Annotated in this window: 17 protein-coding genes; 13 read left to right on the top strand and 4 right to left on the bottom strand. The window is 40.3% G+C overall.

Translation table 11 applies throughout. The annotated features are described in order from the left end of the window. Nucleotides 1–24: 24 nt before the first annotated feature. From CIK99_RS13580 to panC, 4 genes are read right to left on the bottom strand one after another with little or no spacing between them, the layout of a single operon-like run. Nucleotides 25–669, bottom strand: coding sequence for an MBL fold metallo-hydrolase (locus CIK99_RS13580; RefSeq protein ID WP_094382025.1), 645 nt, complete (start codon nt 667–669; stop codon nt 25–27). Next, the gene (gene rsmG / locus CIK99_RS13575) at nt 666–1,286 is read right to left on the bottom strand and encodes a 16S rRNA (guanine(527)-N(7))-methyltransferase RsmG (protein WP_094382024.1); all 621 of its coding nucleotides are present in this window, start codon (nt 1,284–1,286) and stop codon (nt 666–668) included. The genes CIK99_RS13580 and rsmG overlap by 4 nt, the downstream gene beginning before the upstream one ends. Before the next feature lie 23 nt (nt 1,287–1,309). After that, nucleotides 1,310–1,657, bottom strand: coding sequence for an aspartate 1-decarboxylase (panD, locus tag CIK99_RS13570; protein WP_094382023.1), 348 nt, complete (start codon nt 1,655–1,657; stop codon nt 1,310–1,312). A 4-nt stretch (nt 1,658–1,661) separates the two neighbouring features. Continuing rightward, complete coding sequence (panC, locus tag CIK99_RS13565) at nt 1,662–2,510, bottom strand: pantoate--beta-alanine ligase (protein WP_094382022.1); 849 nt, start codon at nt 2,508–2,510, stop codon at nt 1,662–1,664. Between the two features lie 180 nt (nt 2,511–2,690). On the opposite strand from panC, the gene CIK99_RS13560 reads away from it, so the two are divergent. The 13 genes from CIK99_RS13560 to CIK99_RS13505 all read left to right on the top strand — a co-directional run bounded on the left by CIK99_RS13560 (nt 2,691) and on the right by CIK99_RS13505 (nt 19,585). Next, on the top strand, nt 2,691–3,494 hold the full coding sequence (locus CIK99_RS13560) for a glycogen/starch synthase (RefSeq protein ID WP_094382021.1): 804 nt from the start codon (nt 2,691–2,693) through the stop codon (nt 3,492–3,494). A 37-nt stretch (nt 3,495–3,531) separates the two neighbouring features. Next, nucleotides 3,532–4,947, top strand: coding sequence for a DUF4270 domain-containing protein (locus CIK99_RS13555; protein ID WP_094382020.1), 1,416 nt, complete (start codon nt 3,532–3,534; stop codon nt 4,945–4,947). A gap of 18 nt (nt 4,948–4,965) precedes the next feature. After that, the gene (locus CIK99_RS15015; protein ID WP_144008007.1) at nt 4,966–5,121 is read left to right on the top strand and encodes a dehydrogenase; all 156 of its coding nucleotides are present in this window, start codon (nt 4,966–4,968) and stop codon (nt 5,119–5,121) included. Nucleotides 5,122–6,208: 1,087 nt separating this feature from the next. Continuing rightward, the gene (locus tag CIK99_RS13550; protein ID WP_094382019.1) at nt 6,209–9,496 is read left to right on the top strand and encodes a helicase-related protein; all 3,288 of its coding nucleotides are present in this window, start codon (nt 6,209–6,211) and stop codon (nt 9,494–9,496) included. A gap of 45 nt (nt 9,497–9,541) precedes the next feature. Further along, nucleotides 9,542–9,775: a DUF4160 domain-containing protein gene (locus CIK99_RS13545; RefSeq protein WP_094382018.1), complete on the top strand. Its 234-nt coding sequence runs from the start codon at nt 9,542–9,544 to the stop codon at nt 9,773–9,775. After that, complete coding sequence (locus tag CIK99_RS13540) at nt 9,744–10,058, top strand: DUF2442 domain-containing protein (RefSeq protein WP_216822811.1); 315 nt, start codon at nt 9,744–9,746, stop codon at nt 10,056–10,058. The genes CIK99_RS13545 and CIK99_RS13540 overlap by 32 nt, the downstream gene beginning before the upstream one ends. Nucleotides 10,059–10,085: 27 nt before the next feature. Then, nucleotides 10,086–14,483 carry an Eco57I restriction-modification methylase domain-containing protein gene (locus tag CIK99_RS13535; RefSeq protein WP_094382016.1) on the top strand — a complete coding sequence of 1,466 codons (4,398 nt, stop codon included), beginning with the start codon at nt 10,086–10,088 and terminating at the stop codon, nt 14,481–14,483. Between the two features lie 3 nt (nt 14,484–14,486). After that, nucleotides 14,487–15,128, top strand: a complete 642-nt coding sequence (locus CIK99_RS13530; protein ID WP_094382015.1) for a hypothetical protein — start codon at nt 14,487–14,489, stop codon at nt 15,126–15,128. Nucleotides 15,129–15,207: 79 nt separating this feature from the next. Continuing rightward, nucleotides 15,208–15,972 carry an HNH endonuclease gene (locus CIK99_RS13525; protein WP_094382014.1) on the top strand — a complete coding sequence of 255 codons (765 nt, stop codon included), beginning with the start codon at nt 15,208–15,210 and terminating at the stop codon, nt 15,970–15,972. Between the two features lie 9 nt (nt 15,973–15,981). Further along, complete coding sequence (locus tag CIK99_RS13520; protein WP_094382013.1) at nt 15,982–16,407, top strand: DUF4365 domain-containing protein; 426 nt, start codon at nt 15,982–15,984, stop codon at nt 16,405–16,407. Nucleotides 16,408–17,945: 1,538 nt separating this feature from the next. Beyond that, a complete protein-coding gene (locus tag CIK99_RS13515; RefSeq protein WP_094382012.1) occupies nt 17,946–18,443 on the top strand; it encodes a DinB family protein in 498 nt (165 codons plus the stop codon). A gap of 13 nt (nt 18,444–18,456) precedes the next feature. Then, nucleotides 18,457–18,975 (top strand): DUF3237 family protein, encoded by a 519-nt coding sequence (locus CIK99_RS13510; protein WP_094382011.1) that lies wholly within the window; start codon nt 18,457–18,459, stop codon nt 18,973–18,975. A gap of 31 nt (nt 18,976–19,006) precedes the next feature. After that, nucleotides 19,007–19,585, top strand: a complete 579-nt coding sequence (locus CIK99_RS13505) for a flavodoxin family protein (RefSeq protein WP_094382010.1) — start codon at nt 19,007–19,009, stop codon at nt 19,583–19,585. The last annotated feature ends 41 nt before the right edge of the window (nt 19,586–19,626 follow it).

Below are 19,626 nucleotides of genomic sequence, written 5' to 3'. Positions count from 1 at the left end.
ATGTAGTGTGGGTGATTTTTTTTTTCAGAATTTTAAATATGGATTGTACTCTAATTCATATTCCAAAGTTGTCTTTGGGCCATGACCTGGATAGATTATTGTATCTTTTAGCAGTATGGAGGGCAGTTTGGAAAGACTTTCAGTGATGTCTTTAAAGCTGCCGAGTTCAAAATCGGTCCTGCCAATGCTCATCCTGAACAGGGTGTCGCCTGAGAAAGCAATGTTTTCCTCTTTGCAGTACAGAAACACCGAGCCAGGAGTGTGTCCTGGGGTAGGGATGACTGTAAACTCGTGTGTGCCAAAAGCGATAGTGTCGCCTTGATGAAGATATCTTTCTACCGGTGGCATTTCATAGTCAAGACGGTAATTGCAAAACATCATCGCTTGCTGAGCAAGTTTTTGCATAAGTGTCTCGTCGGCTCCATATACCTCTGGCTTAAGTCCAAATTCCTCAAAGATGGTGTTGTTGCCAAAGTTATGGTCAATATGTGCATGTGTGGCGACGAGATGTTTCAGTGTGATTTTGTTGTCCTTGACATATCTCACAAGAGCTTCCCGCTCTTCTTTGTAGAAGACGCCACAGTCAACGACAATACCTTCATTGGTTTCGTCGCTGATAACGTATGTATTTTCTTGAAAAGGATTTACTTCAAATTTTTGTATTTTCATAGTGGAAGATAAATGAAATATTTGTCCTTAAACCATTCTTCCTCAAACCAGTTCGTCAGTTCTGTGGTCTGGACTATTTTTCGGAAGTCTTGTAGTTCCGCGTCGAGATTGCCTCCCTTAAGGCATATGACGCCATTGGGCAATGCGTTGTTGCCCTTTGGACGGACATTCTTTTTGACTATTTTTATCAGGTCTGGTAGTTGCATCACAGCCCTACTGACCACAAAGTCATATTTGTCTTTTTCGTCCTCCCCACGCAGATGTTCGGGATGACAGTTCTCCAGTCCGATAGCATGTGCAATCTCATTTGCCACCTTTATCTTCTTTCCTGTTCCGTCTATGAGTTTGAAATAACACTCAGGAAACATGATAGAAAGAGGAATACCAGGGAAGCCGCCTCCCGTTCCAAAATCAAGAATGCGTGTTCCCGGTTTGAATCTTATTGCCTTGGCTATCGCCAAAGAGTGTAACACATGATGCTCGTAGATGTTGTCGATATCCTTTCTTGAGATGACGTTGATCTTTGAGTTCCATTCGTGGTACAGTTCGTCAAGCATGGCAAATTGTTTTATCTGCTGCTCGCTCAGTCCTTTGAAATATTTCAGAAGCTCGTCCATCGTAGTGTCGCATTTATTATGGTTTATTTGGGCACTTTATTGTTTTCTGGGAATACGACAGCTGGCTTGAATGAGCGTGCTTCTTCAAAATCCATCATGGCGTATGAGATGATGATGCAAACGTCTCCCACCTGCACCTTTCTTGCAGCAGCTCCATTAAGGCATATACATCCCGAACCTCTTTCGCCTTTTATGATATATGTCTCGAAACGTTCCCCGTTGTTGTTGTTGACAATTTGCACCTTCTCGCCAGCAATCATATTGGCAGCGTCCATAAGGTCTTCGTCGATCGTTATGCTGCCCATATAATTAAGGTTGGCTTCAGTGACCTTGACACAGTGAAGTTTTGACTTCAGTACTTCTATCATCATGCCCCTACTTGTATTTTATGTGGTCAATAAGTCTTATCGGCGTTTTACCGCAATAGACGGTGATACAGCCTACGATATGTTCGGTATCGTTCCAGTCGTTGATGTCGAGTAGTGTGTTCCCGTCCACAATAGAGAAATATTCCACATCGAGTCCTTCAATGGAATTGATTTCATTAACGACCTGGTCATGTGTCTCTTTTACGCTGTGGCTTTTCGCAAAAGATAGGCTGTTTTTCAAAGCCTTGAAAATATTGGGGGCAATAGCTCTCTCCTCCTGCGAAAGAAGGGTGTTACGACTTGAACGTGCCAGGCCGTCGCTGTCCCTTACTATTTCACATTCCACTATTTCCACGTCAATGCCGAGATGTCTTACCATGGCTTTGATGACGGCAATCTGCTGCCAATCCTTCTCTCCGAAGTAAGCACGGTCTGGCTTCACAATGTAGAACAGCCGGCTAACCACCTGGCATACTCCGTTGAAATGACCTGGTCTGTGTGCGCCTTCCATCACGGTGGAGACTGGTGGAAACTCAAAGTGTCTGGTATCAGGTGTCGGGTACATCTCCTCTACACTTGGAGCGAGGACATATTTCGCGCCACACTCATCAAGCAAGTCACAGTCGGCGTCAAGAGTCCTTGGGTAGTTTTTCAAATCGTTCTTGTCGTTGAACTGTGTAGGGTTTACAAAGACCGAGACTACGGTCACGTCATTTTCAGCCACGCTCCTTCTCACGAGTGAAGCGTGACCCTCATGCAAGGCACCCATCGTCGGAACAAGTCCTACGGAATGTCCTGCCTTGCGTTCTTCAAATAGTGCATTTTGCAATTCTGCAATCTTGTTAAATACAATCATTATATCTTAGCTTTTATCGTCATATTTACGAAAACGGGTGCAAAATAACAACATTTTCGGCAAATATCGAAATAATAAGCTAAAAATATCCAAAAAAGACTCTATTTTTTCGTAAAATCCCACATTTTTTGCTGATTTTCGAAAAAAAAGTAGTAACTTTGCAACGTTAAACTACAAATCATGGCAAAGAAAATATTATTCATCAACCAGGAAATATCACCGTACGTTCCTGAAAGTGAAATGTCGAGCATAGGTAAGCTTGCTCCCCAGAAAACGGTAGAGAAAGGGTTTGAAATTCGTACTTTCATGCCTAAGTGGGGAAACATTAACGAGAGAAGGGGACAACTTCATGAAGTGATCAGACTCTCGGGGATGAATCTTATTATCAACGAGACCGACCATCCGTTGATTATCAAGGTGGCGTCAATGCCTTCTTGTCGAACTCAGGTCTATTTCATCGACAACGACGATTATTTCACAAAACGTCAGATGGGTGTCGATGATAAGGGTGTACCATACACAGACAATGGAGAGCGTGCAATATTCTTTGCGCGTGGAGTTCTTGAGACCGTGAAGAAACTCCGTTGGGTGCCTGACATCATAGTGTGTCAGGGATGGATGACAGCCGTTATCCCCTTGTATGTTAAGACTGCCTATAGTGAGGAGCCTTCTTTTGCAAGTACAAAAGTGATAACGACTCTCTTTGGCAACCTATATGATGCTATTGTATGCGATGATTTCCGCGATTGCATTGCTTTCAGGGATGTTGATGGTAGCGTCTTGGACAACTATCCTGAGAACATTGGCTATGACGACCTCGCCAAGCTCGCCATCCAATATTCAGATGGAATCATCGAGGCCTCGCCTGAAATAGATGCTTCTGTCGTAGAGTTTGCACAGAATTCTGGTAAGCCTCTGCTCAAATATCCTGGCGATGATCTGGGACAGGCTTATGCAGACTTCTACAATGCTTTGCTTGATTGACTTTTTCTAACGCATAAAGACACACAAAATACAAATAATGAAGATAAAATGGATTACTTTGATGGTCATGGCTTTCGTAGCCATGACATCTTGTGATGACAATACCGACACGCTTGGAAATTCACTGTCGAATGAGGTGGACAAGTTCACCATTATCACCGATACTTTTCTTGTGTCTTCAAGGTCGATTACGGTTGACTCGGTGTTGTCGCGCAACACATATTCGTATATAGGTCATGTAAAAGATCCCGAAACCAACACCTATGTCACAAGCAATTTCTCCACACAGGTAGGTGTGACGGAGCGTATCTTGTCAACACCACTCATGCCTGAACTCGACAGTATCGTGAGTCGTGATGTTGACGGGAAGGTTATGGCTGACTCGTGTTTTTTCAATATCTTCTTTAATAGCTATAAAGGTGATTCGCTCAATCCAATGAAACTCACAGCTTATGAACTGAAGAAACCCATAAGCGAAGGGCGGGACTATTATTCCAATTTCAATCCCGAACAAGAAGGATATATCAGAACCGATGCGGGGAGTATTGTAAAACAGAAGTCATACACCTACCAAGGTCTGATTGGAACTGATTCTGTGTATGCAGTCTCTATACCTCTGAACGACAAGTATATTGACCGTGAAGGCAATGAGTATGTTAACTTTGGAACTTATCTTCTCAGGAAATATTATAGCGACAAGGATAATTACAAGAATCCTTATAACTTCATTAATAAGGTATTCCCAGGCTTTTATGTCAAGTCAACGGGTGGCCTTGGCAATATGGGAGAGGTGATGATCACTACGCTTCAGTTCTATTATCAAGCCTATAGTAACGACTCTATTGTTACGGGTTCGCTCAAACTTGGTGGAACAGAGGAGATGGTACAAACCACCAATATCGTCAATGACCATAAGCGTATGCAGATGCTTGCCGAAGATAACACATGTACATATATCAAGAGCCCTGCTGGTATTTACACTGAGGTGACGTTGCCTGTAAATGAGATAAAGACAAATCACGAGAACGACACCATCAGTTCTGCAAAAATCATATTCAAGCGTTACAATAGCGACGATCAGGGTGAGTTTACTACTCCAAAGTATATCCTCATGGTGCCAAAAGACAGCATGTACACGTTCTTTGAGAAGCGTAATTTGCCGGACAATGTCACATCTTATATTTCCAGCTTTAACTCAAGCTATAACACATATACCTTTAATAATATCTCATCGCTCATTAACAAGTTGTGGGCCAATAGAGGAAAGTCTGAAGACTGGGACAAGGTTGTGCTTATCCCTGTAGCTGTGGAAACCAACAGTACCTCGTCGGGCACTGTATATACCAAGGTGTCTAACGACATGGAACTGACGACGACAAAACTTGTGGGTGGGTCTAACAACAGCCACGAACCCATACGTATCAGTGTAATATACAATAAGTTCAAGAAATAATCATCCGTAATCATACTCATGGCAGACAATTATCTTGAACGGCATCGTGAAGACTACGAACAACGCAAGGCGCGATATTTGGCCCGCAAGAAACATCTTAGCCCAGAAATAAGGGCAAGGATAGCTGCAAGAGAAAGAGGCATGGATAATAAAAATGAAGGAAGCGAAGAGTGATACATCTCTGCTTCCTTCATTTTGGTAGTGTAAGTTGAACTGTGTCAAGGCCATTTTCCTTATTATATTAACCTCAGATGGGGGACACGATTTTTTATCGTGCTTTCCAGATGAGGAGTCTTCCAGGCTGCAAGCTTTCGAACCGGCAGAGAACATGGTTTGAGACAGCAGCAGCGCAACGTTGTGGGACAACATTTCCCCCTGGGATATCTTAAAAACATGCTTTTTTGAGTGTGTTTTTGAATGGTTTTGAGCGTATATAAGCTCAATTAACATGATTTTAACATAAGAAATGAAGGTAAATTGCTCATATATGCTCGAAAAATATGTTAAAAAGTGCGTTTTTTAGCCAAAAAACGGCTTTTTCTATCACTTCTATCACTTCTTCTATCACTACTTAACTCTATGTATATTAGACATTTAACCCCAATAGTGATAGCAGTGATAGAAAAAATCAATTTTTTTTAGTAGTAAGAGGGTGTTGAGGTAAGAGGTTGTTGGGTTATAGGGGTAAGAGGTTATTGGGTTATAGGGTTATTTGGTTATGGGGTATTCAGTTGTAAAGTGAATAGGGCATTCAGTTGTAAAGTGAACAGGGTATTCAGTTGTAAAGTGAACAGGGTATTCAGTTGTAAAGTGAACAGAGTATTCAGTTGTCAAGTGAATAGGGTATTCAGTTGTCAAGTGAATAGAGCAATCAGTTGAGAACTGAATAGGGCAATCAGATGTGAACTGTGTAGAGTGAATGTAGAGTGTAGAGTGTTTGCGACATCCATCTCACACGCAAGATAATGTCTTTTTTGCTCTATTAATTGTAAGCCGCTTCTCCTTTAGTTCTCCGTTAAATCTCCGTTAGATTCCCGTTAGATTCCCGTTAGATTCTCGTTCATTTCCCGTTAGTTTCTCGTTCGACCTTCGTTCGAACTTCGTTCCGTCTCCGTTATGGAAGCGAGAAGAAACGGAGATGAAGCGAGGGAAGAAACAGGAAAATTTCACTTTTTAATTGCTCAACAACAAATAAAAATCAAGAATTGTTTGGCGTTTTGATTGTTTTTATTTACTTTTGCATCATAAAATAACAATAGCTATGAGCAATAGTTTTATAACAAATAAGAACAAATACCTGTCAGACATTATCAATGGCATCCTCCCCAAAACAAATGCTGTTGATTTCCTTGTCGGATACTTCTATTATTCTGGTTACAAACAATTATCAGACCAACTAAAAGACAAGCATGTCAGGATTTTGGTTGGTTTGGATATTGATATCAGAATGGCTAAATATGTTTGCGAGGTTGAAAATTTCAGGCAGCATCTACAGTCACGTGGAGTGTTGAAAGAGGAGTATTATGCACAATTCGTGAAAGCCTTCAATGATACAGATTTTCTCGATACAAAAGAAAAGATGGAGCAGTTCAAGATGTTTTATTCAAAGATTCTTGACGGAACTGTGGAAATAAGAAAGACACTTGAACCGTGTCATTCCAAGATGTATCTTTTCGCATACAATGATATTATCAATGAGGGAGGGGAAAATCCAGGGGTTCTTATAACAGGTTCCAGTAATCTGTCATACCAAGGACTGCAAGGACGTCTTGAACTCAACGCCCGTTTCAACGATAAGATAGAATATGACGAAGGCAAAGAGATATTTGAAGAACTTTGGAAAGATGCTGTAGTCATTGCCGACAAAAACAATATTGATGAATGGAATAATAAGGTAATGAAACATATTTGGTTTGATACTCTGTTTTCACCATATCTTATGTTCATTCGTGTACTTATTGAATACTTTGCCATCCCTTCCAAGGACAACTTGTTGACTCCGTACGATATAACAGATGGCAGATTCAGCAATCTGAAATATCAGACAGACGCTGTTTTGCTTGCACTAAAATCTTTGGAAAACCATAATGGTGCAATCATTGCCGACGTAGTTGGTCTCGGTAAAAGTATTGTTGCTTCAACAGTTGCACGTAACTTGCGTTTGAGAACTATTATCATAAGTCCTCCACACCTTTGCAGACAATGGGAAGAATACAAAGATGAATTTGGATTTACTGCTTCTGTTTTCAGCAGTGGAAAGATTGAAGATGCCGTAAGTCATTACCAAAATATCGTGAAAGCAGATGAACAGTTCCTGATAATCATTGATGAAGCTCACCGTTTCCGTAATGAATATACCCAGGACTACGCTTTGCTTCATAATCTATGTACAGGCAACAAAGTGCTGTTGCTATCGGCAACGCCTTTTAATAATCAGCCTTCTGACATATATTCACTTATTAAACTGTTCCAGATTCCTTCTCATTCCACATTGAAAACAGTGGAAAATTTGGGTGTTGCCTTCAAGCAACTTATTGACAAATATAAAGAATTGAGGGAAGCTCAACGCAAAGGTGAAATTACTGAAGAACAAGTGAAAATAGAAGTGGAAAACATATCTAAGGAGATACGTTCAATAATAGGACCGTTGGTTGTTAGGCGTTCACGTCTTGACTTGATGGAAATACCCGAATATGCTGAAGACTTACAACAACAGAACATCCAATTGGTAATACCCAACGACCCGGAAGAGTTGACATACGACCTTAGTAAACTTAAGGATTTGTATCTCAGTACGCTTGACCGCATATGTAAGACAGAAGGAGGTAGCGATGACGTTTACCGTTTCAAGGCAGCACGCTATTCTCCTGTGTTGTATGTGCAAGAAGACAAGAAAGAGCAGTTAGCTAAAGAGCTTGAAGAAAAGACAGGCATAAAGTTTGGACTGTTGTTAGGACGACAGGCCAACGTTTCGAGTTTTATGCGCCATTTATTGGTTTCACGTTTTGAGAGTTCAGTAGCTGCTTTCCAGGCATCTATAGACTATATGATTCAGTCGGCTGAACACCTTCTCTCATGGATTGACAAACGTCACAAAATCCCTGTTTACAAAAAAGGCAATCTTCCTGAAGTTGAGAATTTCTATACAGACGATGGAACAGAAGAAATAACTGAAGCTTTTGAGAAATATGAGTCAAGAGGTTTCTTTGAGATTGATATGAAGTATGTTAAGTCTGAGTTCATAGATGATGTGAATGCAGATATTGCCCTTCTGAAAAATCTTAGGGAACAGTGGTTCGGCAAAGAGAACAAAATCACGTTTGATCCCAAACTTGAATCGTTCATCGAAATCGTTAGGAAGCAGATGAAGGATGACCCAAATAGAAAGATAGTGGTGTTCACTGAATATGCAGATACCGCAAACTATCTTGGTAAAGCCCTTTTGGACGCTGGCCTCCCTGTGATGAAATATACCTCAGCGGATGCTTCTGACACCAACAAGGAACGTATACGTGCAAATTTTGATGCAGGACTTAAGAAAACCTTGCAGCGTAATGACTATCACATATTGGTGGCGACAGATGCCATATCTGAAGGATACAACTTGCATCGTGCAGGAGCCATATTCAACTACGACATTCCTTACAATCCGACACGAGTTATCCAACGTATTGGTCGAATAAACCGTATCAACAAGAAAGTGTTTGACGAACTGTATATCTACAACTATTTCCCAACTGATGTCGGCGAGGCTGAAACACGAACCAAGGAAATCTCCACGCTGAAAATGGCAATGATTCATGCCATAATGGGTGAGGACACCAAGGCTCTGACAAAAGACGAAGAGGTCAGGGCTTATTTCAATGAACGCTACCGTAGGGAACTTGCCAACAACGAAGAGGGTTCTTGGGACACTCCATACAGGAAACTGCTCAATGAAATGAAAGGAACGGAGATATACGAACAGGCTTTGCTCCTCCCTCATAGGGCTAGAACAGGACGTGAAAATGTTTGTTCTGCACAGAAAGGACTTGCAGAGTTCTCTGACGGAAACGAACAAAGACGTAAGGGTGTGCTGTTGTTCGGGAAAAAAGGCAATGACTTTGTTTTCAAGATTGGCAGTAAAGACGATATTCCCTCCATGTTGCCAGCCGAAGAGGCATTGGCTCTCTTCAAGGCAGATAAGGACGAACAACCTGTGGAGTTGAGCAAGGACTTCGATGAGGTTTACCAGCAAGTCAAGTCTTCTTTGTTCAAGAATGAGGTACAGGAACGTAATGACAAAGAGTTGGTCAATGCCGTAGCCAAGATAAAAGTTCTGACAAAAGCAAAAATACTGCCAAAGGACTATCTTTGCGACTTAATCACTGTCATTAAGGCGGATGCCCTATCAGGTTATGAAATACGTTTCATCAATCAGCTGACATTAAAAGATGCGGCATTGCTTCCTCAGAAGATAACTCCGGAATATATCGCGCGTATCGTTTCGTCTCAAAACAAGGTGGATGATGGTGAAGAAACACTAATTATGAGTGAAGAACTCCAATAGTTGAGTTAGTAAGATATAACAAAATATGCAGATAAAATTTGAATTATGCCTACATTGTTTATTATATTTGGTTTTAGATTTATGTTTTATTCTAATGACCACACTCCCATCCATATACATGTTATAAAAGATGGGTGTGAAGCGAAATATAATGTTGAACCCGTGGAACTTGTATTTAACCATGGGTTCAAAAGACATGATTTGTCTTTAATTGAGTCTATAGTTTTAGAAAACAAAGAAATCATCATTGAAAGATGGCATAGTTATTTCAATAAATAAACAGGAGGATCACATAATGAAAAGATTTTATATTGATAAAGTATGGATAGATGACACTTGTCTTTGGATTGAAACCAAAGATGGGCGCAGGGTGTGTACACCATTTTCTAAATGGAAAGGTTTGGAGAATGCAACCAAAGCCCAACGTGACGATTTTATACTTGGATATACTGGAATACATTGGCCAAGTTTAGATGAAGACCTTGGATATGAAGGACTTTTCGTGGATGCGGGATTGTGTGAGGCAACTCCAGAGGAATGTAGTGTTGTTTGTGAACCTTAAAAATGAAATAGATAATCGGGAATTATTATGGAATTTAATAAAGCATATAACAGACAGGAATTTATTGGTTTCCTGAAAAACCGTTTCCTTCCAGAGGACTTCGTTCAGACGGAAGAAAACGTTGAATTTGTTACCCAAACAAAGTATTCTACTCAAGCAGTAAAGTTGGGCACTTGCGAGTCGCTCGACCTTGTAGTCTATGAGATTCGACATACTTCAAAGAATGATGCAAGGGTATCGTTGTCAAAAGAGGCTTTCCGCTTGTTGACCGACGAGATGGAAGACCGTGCCCTTGTTGCTTTCGTTCCTGAAGATAACGATGCAACCTATCGCTTCTCATTTATTGAAATTTCTCTTAATATTGATGAAGAGCACTCACGCATCACTCGTTCATACAGCAATCCACGACGCTACAGCTACCTGCTCGGTGAGGGTATATCTTATTATACGCCAAACAAGTATCTTAACGAAAAAGGTAGAGTGGTTAATGACGAGGATTTACACAAGCGTTTCTCTGTTGAGGTTCTGACCAATGACTTCTATGGCGAATTGAGCGACTGGTATGCTTGGGCAATCAAACAGATTAAGTTCCCTAATGATATTGAAGACAAAACGGATGATGACAAATACAACAACGAGAGTGCCATTCGCTTGATTACTCGTCTGATGTTTGTATGGTTCTTGAAACAACGTCATCTTATTCCCGAGGAGTTTTTTGATGAGAAATATATTGCAGAAAACCTCTTGAAGGACTTTGATCCGCATAAAACAGAAGGACTGTTCAAGCAAAAGTCCTTGGAAAGCAAGTATTACAAGGCTATACTGCAAAACCTGTTCTTTGCCATGCTCAATCGTCCGATATGCGAAGAGGGCAGCCAAGAACTGAACGGCAGACGATTCAGAAAATCAGAAGGCGACTACAATATCAACTATCTGATGCGATATGAGGAATATTTCAAGAACACGCAGTTGTTTGTTGACCTTGCAAACAAGACAGTGCCATTCCTTAACGGAGGATTGTTCGACTGTCTCGATGATAAGGATAAGGGAAAGTATTACGATTGTTTCACTGACCGCAAGGCTGTGAACAAATATCTCGTATTCCCCGACTTCCTCTTCTTTGGCGAAGAGGCTGGCAAGAACATCGACCTATCAGAGTTTTACGGCGATAAGAAAAAGAAAAAGGTCAGCGCCCGGGGTATCATTGACATTCTCAAACGATACAATTTCACGGTAGAGGAAAACACTCCTTTTGACAAGGAAGTGTCGCTCGACCCTGAGCTTCTCGGCAAGGTGTTTGAAAATCTTTTGGCGGCATATAACCCTGAAACACAGACAACCGCCCGTAAACAGACAGGTTCTTTCTATACGCCTCGTGAGATAGTTCAATATATGGTAGATGAGAGTCTTGTTGCACATCTGAAACGAACCGTAGGCGAAGACCTTGAAACGGAATACCGCAAACTGCTCCAATATACCGACGAACCTTTTGAGCTGAATGAGGAGCAACGTCATGCCATCATGCAGTCGCTATACAACTGCAAGATACTCGACCCAGCCTGTGGGTCGGGCGCATTTCCAATGGGCATACTGCAACAGATGGTGCATATCCTCCAGCGCATTGACCCAGACAACTCCAAATGGAAAGAGATGATGTTGAATCTGGCTGTAGGCGAGACAAAAGAAGCCCTTATGAGAAACATTTCAGAAGAACGGTTGGAATTGCTGATGGACATTGAGCGTAGTTTCGACGAAAGCATCAATCGCCCTGACTATGCCCGTAAGCTCTACTTGATAGAGAACTGCATCTATGGTGTAGATATCCAACCTATTGCCATCCAGATAAGCAAACTCCGTTTCTTTATCTCATTGGTTGTTGACCAAAAGACCAATGATAATCCGACGGACAACTTCGGCATTCGTCCTTTGCCCAATCTTGAAGCAAAATTCGTTGCCGCCAACACCTTGATAGGTTTGGACAAGATTGACGCTTCGCTTTTCGATACGGATGAAGTGAAAGAAAAGGAAGAGGAAATGAAGGAAGCCCGTCATAAGATTTTCGGTGCAAAAACAGTCAAGACCAAGCGCAAGTATCGCCAACGCATAGCAGAAATCCGACAGGAATTATCAGCATTACTTGAAGAATCAGGTGCGGTAGGCAATGACGGAGCCAAACAACTGAACTCATGGGATATGTTCGACCAGAACGCTTCTTCACCATTCTTTGATAGCGAATGGATGTTTAGTATTAAAGATGGATTTGATATTATTGTAGGTAATCCTCCATACCATCAATTGTCTAAAGACAAATCTGCCCCATTGGCATATAGAGCCTACTTAAAAAGGAGATACAACACTTCTGGAGGAAGACAAAATACGTTTATTTATTTCACTCATCTTGGTATTGAACTTACGGCTAATAATGGAGTTCTTTCTTATATTATTCCCAATACGATACTGACGCAAGAATACTATAAGGATACTCGCAAACTATTACTTAAAGAGACATCTCTTCTTAAAGTTGTGTTTTACGATAAAATGCCATTCGAAAATGCTGTAGTGGAGAATGTTACCTTTATTGTTTCTAAACACAAACAACCCGATTACGAAATATCGTATTATATTAGTGATGTACACTCTGTTGATTATAATTGTACTAAGCAAAAGAGTGAATTTATGACATCACCTATATTTGCTTTTAGTTTCAAGTCAAATAATTTAAATAGCAAGGTCGCTCTTGACTCCATAAAACTTAAAGATCTATGCAATATAAATCAAGCTATTGCATTAAAGGGTGACAAGTCACTATCTGTAAAACGAGATAATCCATCAGGAAAGTACTATAGATTATTAGATGGAAGAAATATAAATAAATATTCAGTAACTTGGACTGGGGAGTATCTTGATTATTGTTTAGAAAGAATTCATTCATGCAAAACAAAAACGATTTTCGAAGTTCCTGAAAAACTATTATTTAGAAGAGTATCTGCAAATTTGATATTCACCTATGACAACAACCAATATTATGCTCTAAATACTATTGTTGTTGTTACGTTAAAAGGAGAGAAATGTATTTCACTAAAATATCTTCTCGCCCTTCTTAACTCAAAACTTTTGAATTTCTATTATGTAACAGAACACAAATCAACAAAGAAAGTTTTTTCTGAGATACAAGCACGTAGCGTTGGAGAACTTCCTATAAAACATGTCTCCCAGAATAAACAACAGGGATTCATTTCTTTGGTAGACAAAATCCTAATATCCAAAGAAGAGAATCCACAGGCAGAAACAAACTCATTGGAAAACGAGATAGACAAGAAGGTCTATCACCTCTACAGCCTGACTTACGATGAAGTCCTCATTGTAGACCCCAATCCCCCATTTACACGAGAAGAGTATGAACAGCAAGAAGATAATGACATAGCAGAGATAATGCGTTCACGACCACATCTTTTTATATTGGGTGCTGGAGCGACAAAGGCAACCATTCCCTATGGGGATAAATATGGTCGCCAGAGTCCTGTTATGGAAAACTTTATGCATGAAATCGGGATAGACGGTTTGTTGGATGGCGTAAAACTGGAGACCAAAAGTAATAACATTGAAGCCATTTACTCTGAATTGGCCTCTAAATCGGAATATACTGATGTAGTTAGGCAAATAGAGGATGGTATTGTTGATCATTATCGACAAATGCAGATCCCTGAAGCCCCAACGCTCTATGATTATCTTATCTTGTCACTTCGTAGCAAAGATTGCATAGCAACGTTTAATTGGGATCCGCTGTTGATACAAGCCTATAATCGGGTGAATAAGATAACAGACGATTTGCCTCAGATGTTATTCCTGCACAGCTGTGTTGAAGTTGGGGTGTGTGAGGACTGCAAACGCTATGAACCTTATCGAAACAGATTTTGTTCGGAATGTGGTAAGCCATTGGTTTCACCGAGATTGCTATATCCGGTTAAGAATAAGGATTATTCACAGAACATATACATTCAAGATGCCTGGAACAGGTTACAGTATTATTTGGAATATGCTTGTATTGTTACTATTTGGGGATATAGTGCGCCCAAAAGCGACAAAGAAGCAAAACAGATGATGTTAAAAGCCTTTTCTTCTGAGTATCGCCCTCTTGATCAGATAGAGGTAATAGATATTGCAGATGAAGAAGTACTACACAAGACTTGGCTGCCATTTGCAAAGAACACCAATTACCATTTAAACATTCATCGTTCACTGATGGATAGTCTAATTGGCGAGTTCCCGCGTAGAAGCATAGAAGGTTATGTCAAACGATATATAGAAGGTTGGTGGAATAGTTCTACTTTGAAACTTAAGGAATGTAGTTCTTTTGATGAACTTACACAGCTTGTGACCCCATTAATAGAAAAAGAATCACAGAACAATTACAATGTTATATAGCTTATGTCAAGACTCAGCGATTTATACAAGGCAATGGAAACGTTGCGGAAAGAAGGTCTCTCTCTGAATGAGGATTTGGAGAGACAGGTAAGTGAATTGGAAGAAGACATCATCAAAAAAGAGATTCTTCCGGTAGTAACAGAGACCATTGAGCCTGCATTGAAACAGGTGCAACGTGAATTGGTGTTGGTAGTTGACTATCATCCAGGAATGCCTATTAGCGTATCGTTGTCACGTAAGACAAACATCACAGAACTGATTGATGCCAAGCGACTGGAGGCAGATCCTGAAGTGGAACACAAGGAGTTTGGCCCAAGGAAAACCAAGAGAACGCAGATTGCTCCCAAAACAGGTTTATGTATCCGTAGAAAAGACGGTTCTATTCTTCAGGAACACGATGCTGCCACCACATTCACCTCTGCAATTATTGAGGCAGGCTTGTTAAAAGTTCGAGAACTGGATGTCAAATTTTGTCGCATCAACGTGGTTTCCACAACAAAGGATAAAAAATATGGTCATGCCCAGCGCGAAGTAGAACCTGGGCTTTATGTGCTTACCCACAGCAGCACTAAAGACAAAAAGAAAATCTTGGATAAGATTAACACAGCTCTAAAAATGGGTTGGAAAGTTGAAATAATGAAATAATAATAGCGAATGTCTGCGAATAAGGTTCTTATAGCACTAGGAAGACAATATAATAATATTCAATCTACAAATTATAAATATGGTTAGTTTTGAAGCTTATAAATTTGATCATGTATATGAATTTGCGGACATCATTTACAAGATGGTGGAAGATGAAACTATGTTTTGGGCTTACGACAATACACAACTTATAGATGCTGTTATACGATATAATAAGATTAGTCTTCTGCATATTTACATCTATACGCAATTACTTAACTACCATGGGCGTTTGTATCGGAAATACGGTGACTGCTATGACGAAGATGCTTATTATAAATGGGTCGAGATCGCAAATACTTATGGAGTAAAATATAAAACTGAATACGACGAGGACGATGAAGATGCTTTTTATCATTGGTACAAAAATAACGAAAGTGTGTTTCAAGAATTATTTCAGTATATCACTGATGAAGTTTTCTATTGTCTCTTCGCAAATCATCCTTTTTTAGTAAGATTCAATAATATTGTTGCTGCATTAATTAAAAATGAAAATGAGGAACGAGACTTTGATTTTCCGAAAGAATCAATAGAAAAGAACGGGACAATAAAAAGATGCTCTATTCCCCAATGGGCAAAACTTGCAGTTTTTCACAGGGATCATGGTAGATGTGTTTTCTGTGGAAAAGATTTAACTAATGTTTATACCCATTTAAATGCTGTTAATTATGACCATATCGTGCCATTAAATAGGTATGGCGCTAATGACCCTTGTAATCTTCAAACTACTTGTGAACATTGTAATAAATCAAAGCAAGATAAAGAAGATAATCCACAATACCAATACGAACCCTGGTGGAAATAGATATAGATAATGGCAGAAGAAACAAATTTCATTCCTAGGAAAGTTACAAATCCAAATGATTTTTTGGATAGGAAGTCTTATTTATGTATCTGTAATGTTTTTTGCAATTCAAGAGCGATTATAGATGAAATAAAATATCATGACAAGACATCAAATATTGATGGGTTTATTCAGTTGATAGAAGAAAGCAATTATCCCATAGGAAATATATTTATTCAAGCTAAGACATATAAATCAAAATACAAAGGGAAGAATAAAGCAGAAATTCCAGCTTATTTTGTCGCATACGCCATGAGAATGCGTAATGAAGTTTGTATTTTCTTTTCTGTTGATGCAGATGATAATAAGATATATTGGAAATACATTTCTGATGACTATATAAGACAATTTAATAATGAGGGAGATAATGAAATCCATACACTGCTGTCCCGTTAAGGTCAGAAGATTTTGAAATAATTAACTAATAGTCAACTTTTTACGAGCAATATTTTGTGTATTCGATTTGATTTTGTATTTTTGCACTCGTTAATAAATGACGTGTGCAATGAACAAAGGTAAAAAAACTATATCATTGCGGTATTAGTTATGCTATACCTCGTAACACATTGGCTAAGGCAAACTATAAACGAGACTGGCGTATCTATATTAGCCTTAAGGTAACTCAATTTTTAGCCTAAAAAATGGCTGTTTTTGACGTGAATTTGGCAATTTTTGACGTGAATTTGGCAATTTTAGCCTTAAAAACCTCTATTTTTGGCCTAAAAATGGCAGTTTTTGACGTGAATTTGGCAATTTTGGCCAAATTCAGATGGCTTTTTTTGGGTGTTTTTAGGTTGTAAATTTAGCTAAGCAACTGTAGTACAGCATATTATATACTTAGTTTTTCCTATTAGCGGCCAAATTGCCAAATTGCCAAATTGCCAAATTACTTTTTTCATTGTGCATCTGCCCTGTTGCAGATTGATAGTATAATATACATAATAATAAATAATATATTTATATATTATTTATTATTAATACCGAAACATGCACCCCCATTGAATTTGGCAATTTGGCAATAGTACGATATTTTCATATTTTATAATAGTTAAATGTCTATATATCAGATGTTTAAATAATGTATTAGATAGTAATGTCAAAAGATTTGATTGCCAAATTGCCAAATTCAGCTAAAAAATGGGCTAAAAACCACCTGTTTTAAGCTAAAAATAGGTGAAAAACCATAGTTTTTCTGCAAAAATTGATGTTTTTCGTGGTCGTTTTGAGTCTAATCGTGGTCGTTTCGAGTCTGATTGCTGCTTCAAAATAAAGACACCTCTCTTTAGGCCAATATTTAGTTATATTAACACTTTAAAAGCAGTGTGGCAGCCTCGAAACTGACTCCAAACGAAAAAAAAAATTCTCAAACTAAGAAAATATATTTACGTAGTTAGACAGATATCTTAGGACATTCTGAGATATTATAATATACAAAGTATATTATAAAAGAATGTTAAAGAAGAAGAAGAAAATTAAGTAAAGACTTGCAAATTAGAAAAAAATTACTACCTTTGCAGAAGATAAGCGGCATCTCGGCATAATTGCTCAAGCAAGCTTGGCAAGTTCTGCTCTCGATTTGCATTTTCTTTGCAGAAGATAAGCGGCATCTCGGCATAATTGCTCAAGCAAGCTTGGCAAGTTCTGCTCTCGATTTGCATTTTCTTTGCAAAAGAAAAGCGGCATTGGCGCAATCGCCATCGTCGGGAGCTGTGCAATCATCTCGTCAACTGAATACGCTCGTCAACTGAATACGCTCGTCAACTGAATACGTTCGTCAACTGAATACGCTCGTCAACTGAATACGCTCGAAAACTATTCAAATGCTCGTCCTTTCGTCACATTTCAAGTCATTCTGTCCCATTTACTTGGATTATTGGCAATAACGTCATAACTTTGCAGCGGAATTTTGAACAATAAATAAAACATAGAGTAATATGAACTATCAAGAAGTGATTGACGGTATCAACGAGGTGATGGACCGCGAGATACCAATGCTACTCTCGCTGACAGAAGAGCAAGTGAGCGTGAAAAGAAACCATCAGAACCGCACGGTGAAGATGCTCGTGGGACATCTCATCGACTCGGCGTCAAACAATCATCAGCGGATGGTGAGACTGCAATATGCCCCTCGTTGCGGACACTCGATGCCAAATACAGAGATGGGCATGCTCGTCTTCCCCGACTATACGCAGGACAACGACCTCTGGATAGCCCTTCAGGACTATCAGCATGAAGACTGGCAACAGATAGTGATGCTGCTGAAACTATACAACCAGCATATCTGTCATGTGATACGCTCTGTTGACGAGACAAAGCTCGACAACTACTGGATAGACTATGAGGGATGCCGTGTGAGTCTCGATGCCATGATACGCGGATATGTCAATCATCTTAATCTGCACTTCGGACATATTAACGATCTGCTTAAGTAAAGGAGGCCACGACATGATATTGACATTTTTATTATCTATATTGCTCGTGTTCTGCGCACATGCTTGCCAGGCGCAGACAGTTACGCCTAAGGCCGCCACACCCGAGATGGAGTTTGTTATGCAGCTCAACGTCACCCTCGGCGAAGCCTATACGGTAGGGGAGACACAAAGCGGGAAACGACATGTGATACCCATCACTGGCGGTACGTTTGAAGGTCCGCTCGTGCGTGGAACAATAGAAAAGGGTGGTGCCGACTACCAGCTTATCAGTGCTGACGGTAAGCGGACAACGCTCGAAGCCATATACTCCATAAAGACCGACGACGGCGTGTATATCCACGTAAGGAATCAAGGCATAGTATATACAGGGAAGGATGCCTCGGGCAACGATACGTTCTACTTCAAGGCTGCGCCGAAGTTTGAGGCTCCCATGGACAGTAAGTATGCGTGGCTCAATAATGCCATATACGTCTGTGCTCCGTCGTTTGGCGCTCCAGGCACAATATTGCTCGACGTTTGGAAGGTGAAATAGTTGACGATAGTATAATTACCGATTTGAAACGATGAAAGTGCTTATTTTAAACGCGAGTCCACGGAGAAAGGGTAACATATCGCAAATGGTAGGCGTGATGAAAGATGAGGCTGAGAGCAATGGAGCCGAGGTGGAGGTGGTGGATGTGCAGCATCTCGACATCCGTCCATGTGTGGCTTGTATGAAATGCCGTTCCACGGGCTTTTGTGTGATGCCTGAAGACGACTCCCAGCGCGTGTTGGCGAAGATACAGGAAGCCGATGCTGTTGTCGTGGCAGCTCCATGCTACTGGGGCAATATGCCAGGCACACTGAAACTGCTGTTCGACAGGATTGTCTATGGACTGATGGACGAGAGCTCAGTAGGATTTCCCAAGCCGCTGCTGAAGGGCAAACGCTGTGTGCTTGTGAGCACCTCGACGACACCATGGCCGTTTAACATCTTGATGCATCAGAGTCATGGAGCCATAAGGGCGATGAAGGAGATATGCCGATATAGCGGATTCAAGATCGTGGCAACGGTGGAGAAGGGCGGCACAAAACGCAACACCCTCCTCTCGGAGAAGGAAGAAAAGAGATGCCGCAAGGCAGCGAGACGATTGCTCTCTTAAGATGCTCCCGGACGTCAGCTATCGGGTAGTGCTTCTGACTG

The sequence above is a fragment of the Prevotella sp. P5-92 genome, from assembly GCF_002251245.1.
GTDB lineage: Bacteria > Bacteroidota > Bacteroidia > Bacteroidales > Bacteroidaceae > Prevotella.
The sequence above is the reverse complement of the archived record's forward strand: the minus strand, read 5'-3'. Positions and strand labels throughout refer to the sequence as shown.